The 16,522-nt window shown below is 70.3% G+C and carries 16 protein-coding genes; 7 read left to right on the forward strand and 9 right to left on the reverse strand.

What is annotated here, in order from left to right; translation table 11 throughout:
- The first annotated feature begins 39 nt into the window (after nt 1–39).
- The 3 genes from QH290_RS04245 to QH290_RS04255 are packed head-to-tail and all read left to right on the forward strand — an operon-like array spanning nt 40 to nt 3,267.
- The gene (locus tag QH290_RS04245) at nt 40–1,134 is read left to right on the forward strand and encodes an aldo/keto reductase (RefSeq protein ID WP_280382022.1); all 1,095 of its coding nucleotides are present in this window, start codon (nt 40–42) and stop codon (nt 1,132–1,134) included.
- A 57-nt stretch (nt 1,135–1,191) separates the two neighbouring features.
- The gene (locus QH290_RS04250; RefSeq protein ID WP_280269236.1) at nt 1,192–1,824 is read left to right on the forward strand and encodes a class I SAM-dependent methyltransferase; all 633 of its coding nucleotides are present in this window, start codon (nt 1,192–1,194) and stop codon (nt 1,822–1,824) included.
- Nucleotides 1,825–1,881: 57 nt separating this feature from the next.
- Nucleotides 1,882–3,267 (forward strand): HupE/UreJ family protein, encoded by a 1,386-nt coding sequence (locus QH290_RS04255; protein ID WP_280269266.1) that lies wholly within the window; start codon nt 1,882–1,884, stop codon nt 3,265–3,267.
- Here QH290_RS04255 and QH290_RS04260 read toward each other — a convergent pair.
- Nucleotides 3,169–4,437 (reverse strand): Rv2629 family ribosome hibernation factor, encoded by a 1,269-nt coding sequence (locus tag QH290_RS04260; protein ID WP_483244240.1) that lies wholly within the window; start codon nt 4,435–4,437, stop codon nt 3,169–3,171. The two genes, QH290_RS04255 and QH290_RS04260, sit on opposite strands and share 99 nt — an antisense overlap.
- Here QH290_RS04260 and QH290_RS04265 point away from each other — a divergent pair.
- A complete protein-coding gene (locus QH290_RS04265; RefSeq protein WP_280382024.1) occupies nt 4,348–4,683 on the forward strand; it encodes a DUF3140 domain-containing protein in 336 nt (111 codons plus the stop codon). The genes QH290_RS04260 and QH290_RS04265 overlap by 90 nt on opposite strands.
- Before the next feature lie 4 nt (nt 4,684–4,687).
- Here QH290_RS04265 and QH290_RS04270 read toward each other — a convergent pair whose 3' ends face one another.
- The 7 genes from QH290_RS04270 to QH290_RS04300 all read right to left on the reverse strand — a co-directional run bounded on the left by QH290_RS04270 (nt 4,688) and on the right by QH290_RS04300 (nt 13,072).
- The gene (locus tag QH290_RS04270; RefSeq protein WP_280382025.1) at nt 4,688–7,369 is read right to left on the reverse strand and encodes a fumarate reductase/succinate dehydrogenase flavoprotein subunit; all 2,682 of its coding nucleotides are present in this window, start codon (nt 7,367–7,369) and stop codon (nt 4,688–4,690) included.
- Between the two features lie 22 nt (nt 7,370–7,391).
- Nucleotides 7,392–8,162 carry an ABC transporter ATP-binding protein gene (locus QH290_RS04275; RefSeq protein WP_280382026.1) on the reverse strand — a complete coding sequence of 257 codons (771 nt, stop codon included), beginning with the start codon at nt 8,160–8,162 and terminating at the stop codon, nt 7,392–7,394.
- Entirely contained in the window at nt 8,159–9,028 is an 870-nt protein-coding gene (locus QH290_RS04280; protein WP_280382027.1) for an ABC transporter permease, read from the reverse strand. Before QH290_RS04280 ends, QH290_RS04275 begins: the two co-directional genes overlap by 4 nt.
- Nucleotides 9,025–10,452, reverse strand: a complete 1,428-nt coding sequence (locus QH290_RS04285; RefSeq protein WP_280382028.1) for an ABC transporter substrate-binding protein — start codon at nt 10,450–10,452, stop codon at nt 9,025–9,027. Before QH290_RS04285 ends, QH290_RS04280 begins: the two co-directional genes overlap by 4 nt.
- 9 nt (nt 10,453–10,461) lie before the next feature.
- Nucleotides 10,462–10,689: a 4Fe-4S dicluster domain-containing protein gene (locus QH290_RS04290; protein ID WP_280269230.1), complete on the reverse strand. Its 228-nt coding sequence runs from the start codon at nt 10,687–10,689 to the stop codon at nt 10,462–10,464.
- On the reverse strand, nt 10,690–11,451 hold the full coding sequence (locus QH290_RS04295; RefSeq protein WP_280269229.1) for a GntR family transcriptional regulator: 762 nt from the start codon (nt 11,449–11,451) through the stop codon (nt 10,690–10,692).
- Nucleotides 11,452–11,695: 244 nt separating this feature from the next.
- The gene (locus QH290_RS04300; protein ID WP_280382029.1) at nt 11,696–13,072 is read right to left on the reverse strand and encodes a lipase family protein; all 1,377 of its coding nucleotides are present in this window, start codon (nt 13,070–13,072) and stop codon (nt 11,696–11,698) included.
- Between the two features lie 261 nt (nt 13,073–13,333).
- Between QH290_RS04300 and QH290_RS04305 the strand changes: the two genes are divergently transcribed.
- From QH290_RS04305 to QH290_RS04315, 3 genes are read left to right on the forward strand one after another with little or no spacing between them, the layout of a single operon-like run.
- Nucleotides 13,334–13,654, forward strand: coding sequence for a VOC family protein (locus tag QH290_RS04305; RefSeq protein WP_280269227.1), 321 nt, complete (start codon nt 13,334–13,336; stop codon nt 13,652–13,654).
- A 23-nt stretch (nt 13,655–13,677) separates the two neighbouring features.
- Nucleotides 13,678–14,874 (forward strand): MFS transporter, encoded by a 1,197-nt coding sequence (locus tag QH290_RS04310; protein WP_280382030.1) that lies wholly within the window; start codon nt 13,678–13,680, stop codon nt 14,872–14,874.
- A 32-nt stretch (nt 14,875–14,906) separates the two neighbouring features.
- Nucleotides 14,907–15,584 (forward strand): YczE/YyaS/YitT family protein, encoded by a 678-nt coding sequence (locus tag QH290_RS04315; protein WP_280382031.1) that lies wholly within the window; start codon nt 14,907–14,909, stop codon nt 15,582–15,584.
- 3 nt (nt 15,585–15,587) lie between these two features.
- On the opposite strand, the gene QH290_RS04320 is transcribed toward QH290_RS04315, so the two are convergent.
- A complete protein-coding gene (locus QH290_RS04320) occupies nt 15,588–16,388 on the reverse strand; it encodes an SDR family NAD(P)-dependent oxidoreductase (RefSeq protein ID WP_280382032.1) in 801 nt (266 codons plus the stop codon).
- Nucleotides 16,389–16,522: the final 134 nt, after the last annotated feature.

Consider the following 16,522-nt stretch of genomic DNA (forward strand, 5'->3'; position numbering starts at 1 on the left):
GACCCATGCCACCGCGAGCACCGCCGGAGAGGGCGAAAGATGTTGGCAGAACAGCGATCACGGCCGTCGAACGGGCACGCGAGCGCGCTCGACAGCTACCGATTGCTCGGCCGGTCCGGGCTGCGGGTGTCCCCGCTGGCGCTGGGCACGATGACCTTCGGCACCGAATGGGGCTGGGGCTCGGACAAGGACGAGGCGCGGTCGGTCTTCGACACCTACGTCGGCCGCGGCGGCAACTTCCTCGACACCGCGAACCGCTACACCGGCGGCACCGCCGAGGAGTGGCTCGGGGAGTTCGCCGCGCCCGTGCGCGAAAGCCTGGTGCTGGCAACGAAATACACCGGCACGCAGCGGCTGACCGACCCGAACTCCGGCGGCAATCACCGCAAGAGCATGGTCGCGTCGGTCGAATCGAGCCTGCGCCGGCTGCGCACCGACTATCTCGACCTGCTGTACGTGCACATGTGGGACGGACTGACCCCGGTCGAGGAGATCCTGCGCGGCCTCGACGACCTGGTGCGCGCGGGTAAGGTGCTCTACGCGGGGATCTCGAACACCCCGGCCTGGCAGATCGCCCGCATGCAGACGATCGCCGACCTGCGCGGCTGGTCCCCCCTGGTCGCCCTGCAGATCGAATACAACCTGCTGGAACGCACCGGCGAGCGCGAACTCGTCCCCATGGCACGCGAACTCGGCCTCGGCGTGATCCCCTGGTCACCGCTGGCGAGTGGCGTCCTCACCGGCAAGTACGCCCGGGCCGACCTCACCACCGACGCGGCGGCGTGCCGGGCCGGATCGCGGCGCGACCTCGCCGTCGCCAACGGGTCGCTCACCGATCGCGGTCTCGCCATCGCCGCCGTGGTCGCCGATATCGCCGATCAGCTCGGCCGCACCCCGGCCCAGGTCGCCGTGGCGTGGACGCTGCGGAATCCGGCGGTGACCGCCCCGATCCTCGGCGCCCGCACGCCCGCGCAGCTCGCGGACAATCTCGGCGCCCTCGACCTGGAGTTCGACGACGAGCATCTGCGCCGGCTGCACGATGCCTCCGCGGTGGACCTCGGCTACCCGCACGACTTCCTCGACCGGCCGCTGGCGCGCAGCGCGATCTTCGGCGATACCCGGATCGCGCGCTGAGCCGTGAGCGATCGTCTCCGGCGTCCGGAAACCGATACGACAGAGAGGAAGTGGGCGATGACTGGCGTCGCCGACCTGTTCACCGAGCATCTGCTGCGCAGACCGCGCGGCCCCATCGCACGATTCTGGTGGCGCGATATGAAGGCCCACCACGACATCTTCCGCGAGACACTCGCCGCGCTGGACCCGCGCCCGGAGGACAATCTGATCGAAATAGGCTGCGGTGGCGGCACATTCGTCAACTGGGCGCTCGCCTCCGGCTGCCGGGCCACCGCCGTCGACCACAGTGCCGACATGGTCGCGCTGACCGAACGCAACAATGCCGACGCGGTCCGCACCGGCGCCCTGACGGTCGTCCACGCCTCCGCCGAACAGCTGCCCCTCCCCGACGGCACCTTCACCGCGGCGGCGCTGATGAACGCGCTGTTCTTCCTCGACGCCGCCGCGGCCCTCGCCGAACTCCACCGCGTGCTGGCCCCGTCCGGCCGCCTCGTGCTGCACACCCTCGCCCCGAACCCACCCGCCTCCCTCGCCCCCGCCCCGGTGGCCCGCCGCATGCGCCTGTACACCGACGACGAACTCCGGTCCCTGCTCACCACGGCGGGCTTCACCGAAACCCGAGTCACCCGCTCCGGCAAGGGTTTCCAATCGGCCACCGCCGTCCGCCCCGGAGATCGTCAGCGAAGATAGGTCGATCGACCGATTCGGAAGTGCCCGTGGGACGTTCACCATGGGCCCGTGACACGAATGCTACGGGGTGTGCTGGCCGCGGTGGGCTGTGCGGCGCTTGTGGCGCTGTGCGAGCCCGGTGCCGCGTCGGCGCATCCGATGCCGGGCACCAAGGTCCTGCTCGATGTGCGCGAGACGGCGATCGAGGCCGAATTGCTGATCCCTACAGGACATCTCGCGGAGGCCAGCGGTATCGATCTCGACCTGCGCACGGAGCTGTCGGCCGAGGACCGCGCGGGGCTGGCGAGCTATGTGCGTGACCATGTGCGGCCCGCCACGCCCGACGGGACGCCGTGGACCGTCCGGATCGGCGATATGCGACTGGACTACACGGACCGGACGGCCACCGGTCCGTACCGCGAACTCGTCGTCCAGGCCGTGCTCACCCCGCCGACGGGCGCCGAGATGCGCCGCTTCGTGTTCGGTTACGACGCCGTCATCCGCGAGGTGGTCACGCACACGGCCATCGTCGCGGTCCGTCAGGACTGGCGAGCCGGGCAGGTCGACCCCGGCAACGACGCCCGGCAGATCGGCGTCGTCCGCACGGACGCCGAGTCCATGACCGTGCCGCCCCTCGCGGTGGATCTGGCCGATGCCGGGGCGTGGCGCGGTTTCGCGGGAATGGTGGCGCTCGGTGGACGCCATATTCTCGAAGGCACCGACCATCTCCTGTTCCTGTTCACCCTGCTGCTACCGGCCGTGCTGGTCGCCGGGGCCGGGCGCTGGCACCCGGACACCCGCCGACGCCGTGCCGTCCGGCACATCCTCGCCGTCACGATCGCATTCACCCTGGGACACTCCGCCGCGCTCATCGCCAGCGCTCTGACTCGACTGGAGATTCCCGCGCGTCCGGTCGAAACACTCATTGCCGCAACGATTCTGGTGGGCGGAGCCCACGCCGTGCGGCCGCTGTTCCCGGGCCGGGAGGCCGTTGTCGCCGGGGCATTCGGGCTCGTCCACGGGATGGCGTTCTCGTTCACCCTGGCCGAATTGCGGTTGTCCACCGGCCAATCGGCGCTCGGCGTGCTCGGATTCAATCTCGGCATCGAGGCCGTCCAGGTGCTGCTCGTCGCGCTCGCCCTGCCGCCCCTGCTGGTGCTGGTCACCACCCGCGCCCAACCGGTCCTGCGCGTCGGCGGCGCGCTCCTGGTGATGATCGCCGCCCTCGGCTGGGCATTCGACCGGCTCGGATTCGCCAACCCGATAGCCCGCACCGCGGACCAGGGCGGCAGCCTGCTGCTGCCGATCGTCGTGATCGCGGCCGTCGCCGCCGTCGTGGTCCTGGCCGGACGAGCGCTCGGACGGTCACGCGTGGCGCAGCAGCGCCCCGACGCCGTCGGGCGGGGCGTGGTCGCGGTCGGTGGTGACGACGGAGGCGCGGGCGGCCAGGGCGGCCAGCGGTAGCGCCTCGTCGGCTCGCCGTGCGTGAGTGCCCGGTGACGCGGAGTCCTCGGGCATCACCTGGGTCGGATCGGCGCCGGTGCGGACCACGCGGTCGCCGAGCGCATCCGGATCGACGAGCAGTGTGTCCGCGTTGGCCTCGCGCAGCGCGGCCGTGGTCGCGTCGATACCCTGCACCGCCAGGCCGCGGTCGCGCTCGCGCTCCTGGGTGAAATGGTCCACCACCGCGCGGCGCCGCAGTTCGGCCTCCTCGCACAGGATGTGCCGTATCTCACGGTCCAGCAGCTCCGGATCCGAACCCGCTGCGCGCGAACCGCTTTCGACCTGCACCACCCGGCGGCCGCGTGGGCGCAGCGCATCGCAGAGGTCGGTGCGCGCCGCCACCTCGCCGCAGACCAGCAGCAGCGCCGCCCCGGCTCGATCGGCGATCCGGCCGACCTCCTCGGCGGTCGCCGCGATATTGCGGCGCACGGTGTCCTCCACGTGGTGCTGGATCGGCCCGTGGGCGGATCCGCCGCCGCCCACCTTGTGCAGGGGATGGGTGGCGCCGCGGATCGTGTGCGTGAACGACTGCCCGCGCGCGTCCACGCCGCGGACGTCGGCGCCGGACCGGTCGACGAGCACCACGACGTGCGGCGTCCGCGGTTGCCGCAGCTGCAACAGCGGGAGCAGATACGGCAACGGCGACAACCGCACCGTGCGCCGCGGCGGCGGTGTCGGGAGTGGCTCGGCGATCAGCGCCGCCGAGCGGTCGGCGATGACCACCTGTCCCGACCGTCCGGGCGGCGGGGTCGCCAGGGCGTCGTCGACGATGTCGAGAAGCGGCGCGGGAGCGCCACTTCCGGCCAGTTCGTCCCGGACCGCCCGGCGCCGCAGCCGCTGCTGCCGGGCCGCGTCCTCGGTGTCGCCGATGCTGTCGACATAGACCGACGCGAAGGGCCCTCGTGGTCGGCCAGTTCTCGCAGATTCATGGTTGCCACGTGGGGCGGATACCCGTCGAATACCGCGGCAATCATGGACGTACCCGACGTTTGCGCGGTGGATACACGGGTAGCCGGACAGCGCCGACGGGAAGGAGGATCCATGGCGGAATCGATCGTCGACAACGAGCTGTGGAACGAATTCCACCGGGTCGTGAACATGCCCGCACCGGAGCTGCGGGACTGGCTGCACATCGATGCCGCCGGTCCGGAGGCCGAACCGTATCCCGCCCGCGCCGAGGCGCCGCTGGGCGAACGGGTGCTCGCGATTCTCGGCAAACGCCGCACGGACCTCGATGACCACGACGTCGCGGTGATGCGGACGGTGGTGCGGCGCGTGCGCGCGGAGCGCGAGCCCGAGCCGGAATCCACCGCCGGTGGGACCGAGTGGCGTCACGCGCTGATGTCGATCGGGCACGATCCGCTGCGCTCGCCATAGCGGGTCAGCCGAGTGCGCGGCGCGCGTAGGCACGGACGTCGGCGTCGGTGTCGGCGAGGGCCTCGCGCAGGGCTTCCTGCGCGGCGCGGTCGTCCGGCCGGGCGCCGAGGGTGAGGACGGTGGCCTTGCGGACGTCGGGGTGGGGGTCGGCCAGGGCCGCGCGCAGGGCGTCGCCGGTGTGCAGGGCGGCCCAGCCCCGGGCCGCGCCCACGCGGACCTGCCAGGCCGAATCGCGCAGTGCCGCGGTGAGGGTCGCGGTGTCCTCGACGTCGCCGAGGGTGGCCAGCGCCGCCAGGGCGGCGGCGCGCACGAGCGGGTCCCCGTCCGCGGCGAGGGCGCGCACGGTGTCGACGCCGCCGCGGCCGATCGTCGCCAAACCGTGGGCGGCCGCGATGCGTACCTCGCGGTTCTCGTCGTGCGCGGCCGTGATCAACCCCTGCCAGTCGTCCAGGGAGACCAGCGCTCGCACGCCCTCGATGCGCACGCGGTGATCGGTGTCGACGACGGCCTTGCCGTACAGCTCGGGCTCCCCGGATCTCGTCGCGCGCAGCAGGTCGATCACCGCCGCGCGCACGAGCGGATCGGGCGAATCCGCGAAACCGGTGAGACCGTGTGCGGTGGGCAGGATTTCGACGAGTTCGCGCAGTCCGGCCACAGCCGCGGCGCGCACCGAGGGGTCGCCGTCGCCGAGCGCGCCGACCAGGCGGCCCGCGAAACCGTCCGGGGTCTCCTCGGTCAGCACCGACAGCGCGGTGGCCCGCACCCGCGGCTCGGGGTCGTCGAGATAGGGCGCCAGCTCCTCGGCGGTCGGCCCGTCCAGTGCCAGCAGGGCGGCAATCCGTGGTGCCGCCACGTCTTTCGCACCGGATGCCGCGGAGTCATCGCTGCGACGGGAGATCGCCGACACGGAGGTGCCCGACTGCGGCGGTCCGGTGACGATCTCGGGTTGCCGCACCGGCCGTGCCGCACCGGTGGACGGCACGGTGGCGAATTCGGGTACCGGCACGAAATACGGTGCCACCGGGCGCCTCAGGAACTCCATCCCGTCGGCGCCCTTGCGCAGATTTAGGTGATAACGCCACCGGGTATCGTCGCGCTCCGGCAGATCGGCGCGTTCGTGGTACAGGCCCCAGCGGGATTCGGTGCGGGTCAGCGACGAGCGCGCCGCCATTTCCGCGCAGTCGCGGATGAAATCCACCTCCAGGCAGCGCATCAGCTCGTGCGGCGTGGCCGCACCCATACCGGCTATCTCCTCGCGCATGCGCTCGAATGTCTCGACGGCCAGCGAGAGTTTGGTCGCCGTCTTCGGCGGCGCCACATAGTCGTTCACGAATCGGCGCAGCTTGTACTCGACCTGGGGTTGCGGCGGGCCGTCGGGGTGGTGCAGCGGCCGATACACCAGCGCGTGCGCGCGGGCGAGCTGGTCGGCCGGAAGCTCCTGGGGCGCGGGCAGACTCGCGAGCGTCGAGGCGGCATGTTCCCCGGCCAGGTCACCGTAGACGAACGCACCGATCATGTAGTTGTGCGGTACGCACGCGAGATCGCCCGCCGCGTACAGCCCGGGCACGGTGGTGCGGGCATGGTCGTCCACCCACACACCGGACGCGGAATGCCCACTGCACAGCCCGATTTCGGAGATGTGCATCTCGATATCGTGCGTGCGGTAATCGTGTCCGCGGTTGGCGTGGAAGGTGCCACGGGTGGGCCGCTCGGTGGTGTGCAGGATGCCCTCGAGCGCCGACAGCGTCTCGTCCGGCAGGTGGGAGACCTTGAGATAGATGGGCCCGCGCGCGGATTCGATCTCCCGCTTGACCTCGGCCATCATCTGACCGGACCAGTAATCGGAGTCGACGAAGCGCTCGCCCCGCGCATTCACCTGATACCCGCCGAACGGGTTGGCGACGTACGCGCAGGCCGGTCCGTTGTAATCCTTGATCAGCGGGTTGATCTGGAAGCATTCGATACCCGACAGTTCCGCGCCCGCGTGATACGCCATCGCGTAGCCGTCGCCCGCGTTCGTCGGATTCTCGTAGGTGCCGTACAGGTAGCCGGAGGCGGGCAGCCCCAGCCGCCCGCAGGCACCGGTCGCCAGGATGACCGCCTTCGCGCCGACGGCGACGAATTCGCCGGTGCGCGTGTGCAATGCGGCCGCCCCGACCGCGCGGCCGCCGTCGGTGAGCACCCGGACCGGCATGAGCCGGTTCTCGATGCGGATCCGCTCCCGCATCTTCCGTTGCCGCAGCACCCGATACAGTGCCTTCTTGACATCCTTGCCCTCGGGCATCGGCAACACGTACGACCCCGATCGATGCACCCGGCGCACGGCATATTCGCCGTAGGCGTCCTTCTCGAACTTCACGCCGTAGCGTTCCAGGCGCTGCACCATCGCGAAGCCGCGCGTCGCGGTCTGATAGACGGTGCGCTGGTCGACGATTCCGTCGTTGGCGCGGGTGATCTCCGCGACGTAGTCCTCCGGTTCGGCCTTACCCGGGATGACGGCGTTGTTGACCCCGTCCATGCCCATCGCCAGCGCGCCGGAATGCCGCACGTGCGCCTTCTCCAGCAACAGCACGTTCGCGCCGTGCTCGGCGGCGGTCAGCGCGGCCATGGTGCCCGCGGTACCCCCGCCGATGATCAGGACGTCGCAGTCGAGGCGGGTGGTGTCGGACAGGTCGGGAATATGCATCAGCACAAACTCCTGGAACGGGTCAGGCCGCGGAGACGGAGAAGTCACCCGAATAATCGAGGGCGGCAAGGATTTCCGACCGCACCGCCGAGCGGTCGGCGGTCCTGTCGCGCGGCCGCGGGACGTCGAACAGGGCGCGCAGCGGTTGCGCGGCGCGGCCGAGGACCGCGATGCGATCGCCGAGCAGCAGGGCCTCGTCGACGTCGTGGGTGACGAACACGACCGTCGCCGGATGGGCCCGCCAGGTGTCGACGAGCAGCCGCTGCATGGTGGCGCGGGTCGGGGCGTCGAGCGCGCCGAACGGCTCGTCCATCAGGACCGCGCGCGGCGCACCGGCCAGGCCGCGGGCCAGTTGCACGCGCTGGCGCATGCCGCCCGACAGGCTCTTCGGCAGATAGTCGCCGAAGCCGGTCAGGCCGACCTCGTCGATCCAGCGCTCGGCGCGGGCCCGCCGTCCCGCGCGCGGTGCGCCGCGCAGCTTCAGGGCCAGTTCGATATTCGAGCGCACGGTGCGCCACGGCAGCAGCGCGTTGTCCTGGAACACCATGGCGCGGTCGCGGGACGGGCCGCGGATCTCGGCGTCATCGGCCCACACCCGGCCCGCCGCCGGGCGCAGCAGTCCGGCGAGTGCGCGCAGCACGGTCGATTTGCCGCAGCCGGAGGGCCCGGTGAGGATCACGATCTCGCCCTGCCGGATATCCAGGGTCAGGTCCCGCACGACCGGTGTCGCGGCATACGCCAACTCGACTCGCTCGAGCCGCAGACTCATCGCCGTGCTGTCGTTGTCGCTCATCGAGTCGCCTCCGAGACGCGGGGCAGCCAGCGGGTGCATCGCCGCCCCAGCAGTTCCACGGCCGCCGAGGTGCCGAAGCCCAGGACGCCGATGGTGATGATGCCGACGAACACCGCGGGATAGTCCACGATGGTGTACGCCTGCCAGGTGCGGTAGCCGACACCCAGGCGGCCCGAGATCATTTCGGCCGAGACCACGCAGATCCACGCCACCCCGATGCCGACCGACAATCCGCCGAAGACACCGGGCAGGCTGCCCGGCAGCACGACCCGAACCAGCACGTCCCGGCGGCTGCCGCCCTGCGTGCGAACCGAATCCTCCCAGATCGTCGGCAGTGCCCGCACCGCGTGCCGGGTGCTGACCATGATCGGGAAATAGGCGGCCAGGAACGTGATGAACACGATTCCGGCCTCGTCGGTCGGGAACAGCAGGATCGCCACCGGCACGATCGCGATGGCCGGGATCGGCCGGGCCAGCTCGGTCAGCGGACCGACGATGTCGGCGAACAGCCGCGAACGTCCCAGTGCCACACCGGTGGCCACGCCGAGCGCCGCCGCGAGCCCGAATCCGCTGAGGATGCGGATCAGCGACTGCCCCAGGTCCAGCCAGTAGGTCTCGGTGCCGAGCCGGTATTGCAGCGCGTCGAGGATCTGCGTCACCGTCGGCAGTGTGTCGAACCGTATCCAGAACCGAATATCGTTGGCGGTCAACAGCTGCCACGCGGCGACGGCAGCGAGCACGGACGCCACCCGGACCAGTCGCGAACGCCATGCCGTGCCGGAGGCTGTGTCCCGTACCGCAGTGGTGTCCCGGTCGGCCACGGCCGCCGGTGCGGAATCGAGCGGAATCGTCTCTGCCGTCGTCATTGCCGCACCTCGCCGATCGCCTGTTCGTAGGAGATCACGGCCGCGCCGGGGTGGGCGGCCGAATAGCGTTGCGCGCCAGCCGGTGTCGTGAACGGGACGTAGGTCTCCCCGTCGCGCACCCACTGGGCCCTGTCGGCGAACCAGCGCGTGCCGAACTCGGCGTCGGGCACATAGGCGGCGCGCACCTTCTCGCCCTGTGCGCGAGCGTGTTTCACCGCGCGCAGCAGGCCGGTCGGATCCGCTACCGGCTGGGTGGCGGTCCGGCCGTCGAGCCACAGCTCGCTCGCGAGGGCCGGATCGTTCACCGCCCGGCCCGATGCCGGGTCCGTGCCGGTGATCGGCGCGGGATTGGCGAAATTGCCCACCGCCGCGCCGTAGTCGGCGCCCCGGTCGGCGAACGCCTTGCGCAGCGGCGCGTCGTTGACGAAACCGTCGATATCCAGGTCAGCGAAGTCACCGATCGACTTCAGGTACGGCACATCGCCTTTGAGCGCCCGGATGAGCGGCGGCTTCAACGGGGTATCGAACGAGGTGCCGCCGGGGCCGTTGTAGAGATAGACGACCTCCTGCGGCAGGCCCGAGCCTTCCGCGACCAGCTTCGCCGCTTCCAGCGGCTGCCGGTGCACGAAATCGGTGGCGTCCAGCTGTGCCCGCAGGAAGGCGTCGAGCACCTCGGGATGCTGCCGGGTGTAGTCGCGGCGGGCGACCACGCCGTGGAAGGTCGGGACATTCAGTTCCGCGCCGTCGAACAGCAGTTTCGCCTTGTCCTGGAACACCAGCAGGCCCGGCCACGCCACGAATTGCGAGAGCGCCTGCACCTGACCGGATTCCAGGGCGGACGCGCCGATCTGCGGCTGCTGGTTGAGCACCTCGACGCCCGACTGCGGGTCGATCCCGACGCGGTCCAGGGCCTGCCGCAGCAGCCCGTCACTGGCCGATCCGACGCTGGAGGACACCTTCCGGCCCGACAGCTCCCGCAGCGACTGCACCGGCGAATCGCGGTCCACCACAATCATATTCAGCGCGCCCCTGGGGTGGTACCCGGTCACCGAGACCAATTCGGTGCGCGAGCGCTCACCGGCCTGTGTCCGGGAGCCGTTGATCAGCAGCGGATAGTCGCCCATCGACCCGATATCGATCTTCTCCGCCACCATCTGCGCGGTGATCGGCGCGCCGGTGTCGTAGTCCTGCCACTCCACCCGATACTTGCGGCCACCGGACGCGGTCAGCGTCGACAGGCGCTGTTCCAGGAAACCCTTGGCCTTCAACAGGGTTCCGGCGGTGACCGTATTGATGGTCTTCGATTGATAGCCGACGACGACCGTGACGGTGTCACCGGCGGCGGCCTGCTCGAGCGAGCACCCCGCGGCGATGAGCGCGACGATAGCGGCCACCGCGGTGAGTCGGGCACGGCGGTATGTCATGGGATTTCCTCAGCGCAGCAGATAGGGCATGTTCACGGTGACGGCGCCGGTGGGGCAGCGCGCCGCGCACGGACCGCAGTACCAGCACTCGTCGACGTGCATGTACGCCTTGCCGTTGTCCGGGTTGATGGCGAGCGAATCGAGCGGGCAGATCTCCACGCACAGCGTGCATCCCTCGATGCACAGCGATTCGTCGATCGTCACGGGAACATCGGCGCGCTGATTGACCAGGGCCATTCAGATCAACCTCCAATCGGGGCTGTCGATCGGGCGGACGAGACTGCCGCGCATGGTGATTCGGTCACCGCGCAGCCGGATGTATTCGAGGTCCACCGGTCGGCCGTCCTCGAGTCTGGTGAGTCGTTCGAGCAGCAGCAGGGCGCCGCCCTCGGGGATCTGCAGCGTCGCGGCGGAGTGGGCGTCGGCGGTCACGGCCTCCAGCGCCAGATCCGCCGAGCCCAGCGGGCGGCCCCCGAGTTGTTCGATGAGCGCGAAGATGTCGTTGGTCTCGAGATCGCGGGAGATCACCTCGTCGCCGATATCCGGGGCGAGGTAGGTGAGGTCCAGGCTCAGCGGCAGATCGCCGAGGTAGCGCAGCCGCTCGAGGTAGACCGCGGGTTCGCCCGGCTCCAGCCGCAACCGGCGCGCGACCGCGGGCGGCGGGGTGATGCGGTGGGCGGCGCGTACCTCGTTGCGGACCTCGCCGTGTTCGCGCAGCGTCTCCTTCAGTCCCCGCAGCGCGTCCAGGCCGTGATCGTATTTGCGCTGTGCCACATGGGTTCCCACCTTCGGGGCCCGTTCGATCAGGCCCTCGTCCTTCAGCAGGCCCAGCGCATCGCGAACGGTGTTGCGCGACACCGTGAATTCGGCGGCGAGATCGGATTCGCCGGGCAGGGCGCCCTCGAAGGTGCCGGTGTGGATCTGCTGGCGCAGCACATCCGCGACCTGCCGTGCCCGGTCAGCGCGCCGGATGCCGTGCGGCGCCGTATACGACGTCACCTCATCTCCCTTCCGCCGTTGACCTGCGATGACGACTGTAAGGGCAGCGCCCGGCGGGCCCGGGCGCTCATTTCCGGACGGCATGGGTCGCCGGGGATATCCGCCGCCGGGCGGTCGGCGTATCCTGCTCGGATCACGCCGATTCCGGCCATTACGCCACCCCGGCACCCGGCACGGGTATTGGAATCACGGTGAGCCGAATGCGGATCTCACCTGGGGCCGGTCGGCGGAGCCTCCCCGGTGCCTACGGGCATTCGCTCGGCGCCGGTTCGCCCCGCAGGCGTGCGTCGAGCCAGCCGATCATCGCGGTGTATCCGGCGAGGGCGGCGGTGACATGCTCGCCGGGCTCGGTGCGGTACACGGCCGGAACGCCGCGCGCGCACTGTTGCCGGTACAGCTCCTGCGCGCCCTCGAGGGGGATCCAGATGTCGTGCGCGCCGTGGTAAATGTACAGTGGCGCACCGGATTTCCGGTCGCGCAGGTCGGATTGCCGCAGCACCTCGTCGGCGGCGCGACTGTACAGCGGTCCGGCGGTATTCGTCGCCACCTCGAGCGGGATACCCACCACACCGAGCGGGCCGTTGCTGTCGCCGCAGGTGTCCTTCACCGGCGAGGACGCCACCCACTGCGCGAGATGGTTCATGTTCGCGAGCAGCTGCGGATGCTCCCGCGCCATCGCCAGCGAGACGACCAGCAGAATTCCGGAGGCGACATTACCGTCGAATTTGCGCGCCACGGCCCGGTAGTCGGTGACGAGCCCGCCCGTCGCCGCACCGGCCAGGACGCCGTGCAGCTCGGGCGCGTACTCGCCGAGCAGCATGGCCGACGCGTAGGAGGCGATCGCGCCGCCGGAGTATCCGGCGACGGCGAAACGGCTCTCGGCGAACTCCGCCGGGGACACCGAGCGCACGGCACGAATCGCGTCGAGCACCACCCGCCCGGCCACGGTCGGCTCGGCGTACGACATCCACGGTCCCTCGTGGTCCGGAATCAGCACCGCGTAGCCGCGGCTCAACCCCCAGCCGGTCGTCGGCGGGAACAGATCTCCCGCGTTGAACTTGTCGTGCAGCCCGTGCGCCATCGCGTAACTCGGCGTGCAGCGCAGACCCAGGGCATTGATCGGCAGGGCGTTGACCGCCACCGGTCTGCCGCCGGGACCCGCCCAGGCCGCCGCGGGAATCAGCAGCGTCGCGGTGCCGAAGGACGGCACGCCCGCGGCGGCGGTGGTGCGGAATTTCAGCAGCAGTGCCCGCCGGATCGGCACCACGGCCAGCGGCGCGGCCGTCGCGGTCACATCGCGCCACTCGACGAGGTCGCCGGGGCTGAGCCCGTCGAGGGTGCTCGGCCACGCATCGAACAGCGGATCACCGGCCGGGGCCGACAGGACGGCGCGCCACAGCGCCGCGAGATCCGGCGGCAGGTCCGCGGTGGGCGGGGACGGCGCGGCCGGAAACACCGGCGCCGGAACGGATTCGTCGATCCTGCGCTGCAACTCCGACGGCGCCGGGCCGTTCGGCAGTGGCGTCACACCCGGCGTCTCGTCGTCGGCTCGCGCCGCCTGCTGTGCGAACAGCAGACAACCGGCCAGCACCACGACCACAACTGCGCGTAGCGATTTCACGGCACCCCGGGAATCTCGAGCGATCTTGCAGGAAGCAACGGAATTATCGGCCCGCAACGCGCCGATCCGACACCGCAGCGAACAAGCTCTCCGCATTGCCACAACCGGCGACCCCACCGCACTGTGAAATCCACCAGCGCGCGATTACCACCTCGTGCGCCGCTTTCCATTTGGTTACCGCTGTTATGTCCCGTTTATCGTAATTTCGGCGCGCGCGTAGGCAATTCGACGAGAACATCTCCGATGACGAGGAGCTACACGATGTTCGGAACTCTGTCCGTTGTCACGATCCGAGTCGAGGACCTCGAGGCGATGACGACCTTCTATCGCGATGTGTTGCAGATGAAGGTGATGAAGTCGGGACCGACCTTCACCTCCTTCCATTCCGGAAACGGTGGCGAGCTGGTGCTGTGGAAGGACGCGCCGGTGCGCATTCTGCCCACCTTCGCGGGGGCCGATCTGGAGGCGGCGCGCGTCGCGCTGCGCGACGCCGACGTCACCGAGATCCTGGACCATCCCGGCGGGAAGCACATCTTCGCCTACGACCCGGACGGCAACCTGTTCGGGCTCAGCGACGCGTAATCCCGAGCCGGACGGGATTCGCGATGAACCATTCCGAGAAAATACTGACCACACCGGTGTCGGCGGCACCGGCCCGCGGGCGCGGCCAGGCCGCCACGCTCGTCCTGCTGGGCACACTCACCACGATGGCGGGTGCGACCGTGGCACCGGCGATCCCGGGTATCCGGGCCGCGTTCGCCGACGTCCCGAACGCCGATCTGCTCGTCCGGATGATCATCACCACCCATGCGATCGCCATCGTGGCCTTCGCGCCCTTCGCCGGGGTGATCACCGACCGGCTGGGCCGACGGTCGGCCCTGCTGGCCGGTCTGGTGGCCTTCGGTGTGGGCGGGAGTTCGGGCGCCTACCTGCCGGATCTGACCGCCATCCTCGCCGGGCGCGTCGTGCTCGGCGTCGGCGTCGGCCTGATCATGACCAGCAGCGTGGCGATGATCGCCGACGAATACGAGGGCGATGCCCGCCGCCGTTTGCTCGGGCAGCAGGTCGCGGCGACCGCGTTCGGCGGCGTGGCGTTCCTGCTCGGCGGCGGCGCGCTGGCGGACCTCGACTGGCGCACGGTCTTTCTCATCTACCTGCTCGGCTCGCTGCTGATCGTGCCGACGCTCATCTTCCTGCGGCGCACGGTGCCCGCGAAACTTCCTGCGGGGCAGGGCGACACGACCAGGTCGCCGGTGCGTGCCCGGGTCGCGGCGCCCCTGGTGGCGATGATGCTCGGGCAGATCGCGTTCTACGCCGTCCCGGTGCAGGTGCCGTTCCTGGTGGAGGACGAGTTCGGGGCCGGGGCACTGGCGTCGGGCACGGTGATCGCCGCGATGGTGTTCACGATGGGCATGGTGGCGCTGCAGTTCGCGCGCATCCGGCCGCTCGCCGGGGAGCACACGCTGATGGCGATGTCGTACCTGGCCATCGCACTGGGGCTGCTGGTGATGTCGCTGGCGGGCACCCTGTACGTGCTCACGCTGGGCCTGTTCGTGATGGCGGCCGGGGTCGGACTGATCATGCCCAATGCCGGTAACTGGGTCGTCACGGCCGCGCCGGAGCATCTGCGCGGCCGCTACAGCGGGCGCCTCACGACCGCGATGTTCCTGGGGCAGTTCGCCTCTCCCCTCATCACCCAGCCCCTCGCCGACGTCGTCGGCATTCAGCGCACCTTCGCGGTGCTCGCCGCGGCGGCCCTGCCGGTCGCCGCCGTCTACCTCGTCCTGGGGCGCCGCCGGTAGGCACGCTCCGCTACCGACCCTCTGGAGGTCACGTGTTCACGCTGCTTCGCGGCACTGCCGACGGCACATTCCGCAATTATCCCGTGGTGCTGGGCAAATATCTCTCGGGCGCAATCCTTTTCTCGCTCGGCGCGTATTTCTTCATCGCCTCCCATATGGGCACCGATCCGCTCGACACATTCGCACTCGGCCTCCGGCGTCATATTCCCGTCACCGTGGGAATCGCGCAATTCGGCGTCGCGCTCGTCTGCGTACTCGTCGTCACGGGCTGGGCCCGGCGGCGCCCCCCGGTCTCCTCGCTGGTCACATTCTTCCTCTGCGGCAGCGTGATCGACCTGCTGCTGTGGAGCGACTGGGAACGATCGCTGCCGTCCGGGTACGGCATGCTCGTCGTGGCCACCCTGCTCTGCGCCTACGGTTCGGCGCTGATCATCATGAGCGGCCTCGGAATTCGGGCCATGGACCTGGTGGCCATTCAGGCGCTGCGCACCACGGGCCTGCCGTTCTGGATCGGCAAGGGCCTCATCGAGGGCGTGCTGTTGCTCAGCGGATATCTGCTCGGCGGGCCGGTCGGCGTGGGGACGGTCTTCTTCCTCGTCGGCGTCGACCTGCTCATCCAGCCGATGATGCTGCTCAACCGGCGCATCCTCGGCCTCGCCAATCAGGGTATGCCCGTGGAGATCCGGCGGCCCGCCGAGGCGATCGCCTGAGCCTCAGAGCTTGCCGCGCAGGCCGCCGCCGAGTTCGGCGCCGAGCCGCTCGGCGTCCATCGCGCGGTGCAGCGGCGCCAGCAGTCCCGGCACGACGCATCCGATCCTGGCGAGGAGACGAACCTCGACGGGAGCGACGACGATCTCGCCGATATCCTCGCGGACGGCCCGGACCACGTGGCGCGCAACCTGTTCCGGGCTGACCGTCCGCATTCCCCGCGGCAGGCTGCCGCCCCCGTCGGCGAACATGCCCGCATCCCGGACGAATCCCGGTTCGACCACGGACACACCGATATCGGCCCCCGCGAGGTCGTGACGCAGTGCGAGCGCGAACCCGCGCAGCCCGAACTTCGTCGCGTTGTACAGGCTGACCATCGGCGCCGGGAGCAGGCCCGCGATCGACCCCACGAAGACGATGTGCCCGCGCCCGCGGGCCCGCATGCCCTCCGCGAGATGACGCGCGAGCAGCATCGGGGCACGGAGATTGACATCGACGATCCGGTCGACCTCGGCGGCCGAGAGCTCCAGCAGATGCCCGCCCGCCGGAAGTCCGGCATTGGCGACGAGGACATCGACCGGCCCGGACGCCCCGGCCAGCCGCGCGATCTCGTCCGCATCGGACAGATCGGCGGCGATCGCCGTCGCGCCCAGCTCCGCGGCCAGCTCGTCGAGCACGTCGCGGCGACGGCCGGTCAGCACGAGTTCGGCTCCCCGCGAGGCGAATTCGCGCGCCACCGCGTGACCGATTCCGCCGGACGCGCCGGTGAGCAGAACCCGGACGTCGGCGAGGTGACTGTACGGCATGATCGGATCTCCTTCGGTGCGAACAACATCGGATGGCGAAATCGGCGCGGGGGGCCAAGGGGGGGTGGGCCCCCCCCCCCCCCGCGGGCGCAAAGGGGGGGGGGGAGACCCCGGGGGTTTAGGCGCCGGGGGGG

Origin of the sequence: Nocardia wallacei (assembly GCF_029869545.1) — a bacterium.
Lineage (GTDB): Bacteria > Actinomycetota > Actinomycetes > Mycobacteriales > Mycobacteriaceae > Nocardia > Nocardia wallacei_A.

What these genes read in the sequence shown, in the direction of transcription:
- QH290_RS04245 (WP_280382022.1), top strand. Translation starts at nt 40, where the DNA reads ATGTTGGCAGAACAGCGATCACGGCCGTCGAACGGGCACGCGAGCGCG.
- QH290_RS04250 (WP_280269236.1), top strand. Translation starts at nt 1,192, where the DNA reads ATGACTGGCGTCGCCGACCTGTTCACCGAGCATCTGCTGCGCAGACCG.
- QH290_RS04255 (WP_280269266.1), top strand. Translation starts at nt 1,882, where the DNA reads ATGCTACGGGGTGTGCTGGCCGCGGTGGGCTGTGCGGCGCTTGTGGCG.
- QH290_RS04265 (WP_280382024.1), top strand. Translation starts at nt 4,348, where the DNA reads ATGGCGGAATCGATCGTCGACAACGAGCTGTGGAACGAATTCCACCGG.
- QH290_RS04270 (WP_280382025.1), bottom strand. Translation starts at nt 7,369, where the DNA reads ATGCATATTCCCGACCTGTCCGACACCACCCGCCTCGACTGCGACGTC.
- QH290_RS04275 (WP_280382026.1), bottom strand. Translation starts at nt 8,162, where the DNA reads ATGAGCGACAACGACAGCACGGCGATGAGTCTGCGGCTCGAGCGAGTC.
- QH290_RS04280 (WP_280382027.1), bottom strand. Translation starts at nt 9,028, where the DNA reads ATGACGACGGCAGAGACGATTCCGCTCGATTCCGCACCGGCGGCCGTG.
- QH290_RS04285 (WP_280382028.1), bottom strand. Translation starts at nt 10,452, where the DNA reads ATGACATACCGCCGTGCCCGACTCACCGCGGTGGCCGCTATCGTCGCG.
- QH290_RS04290 (WP_280269230.1), bottom strand. Translation starts at nt 10,689, where the DNA reads ATGGCCCTGGTCAATCAGCGCGCCGATGTTCCCGTGACGATCGACGAA.
- QH290_RS04305 (WP_280269227.1), top strand. Translation starts at nt 13,334, where the DNA reads ATGTTCGGAACTCTGTCCGTTGTCACGATCCGAGTCGAGGACCTCGAG.
- QH290_RS04310 (WP_280382030.1), top strand. Translation starts at nt 13,678, where the DNA reads ATGAACCATTCCGAGAAAATACTGACCACACCGGTGTCGGCGGCACCG.
- QH290_RS04320 (WP_280382032.1), bottom strand. Translation starts at nt 16,388, where the DNA reads ATGCCGTACAGTCACCTCGCCGACGTCCGGGTTCTGCTCACCGGCGCG.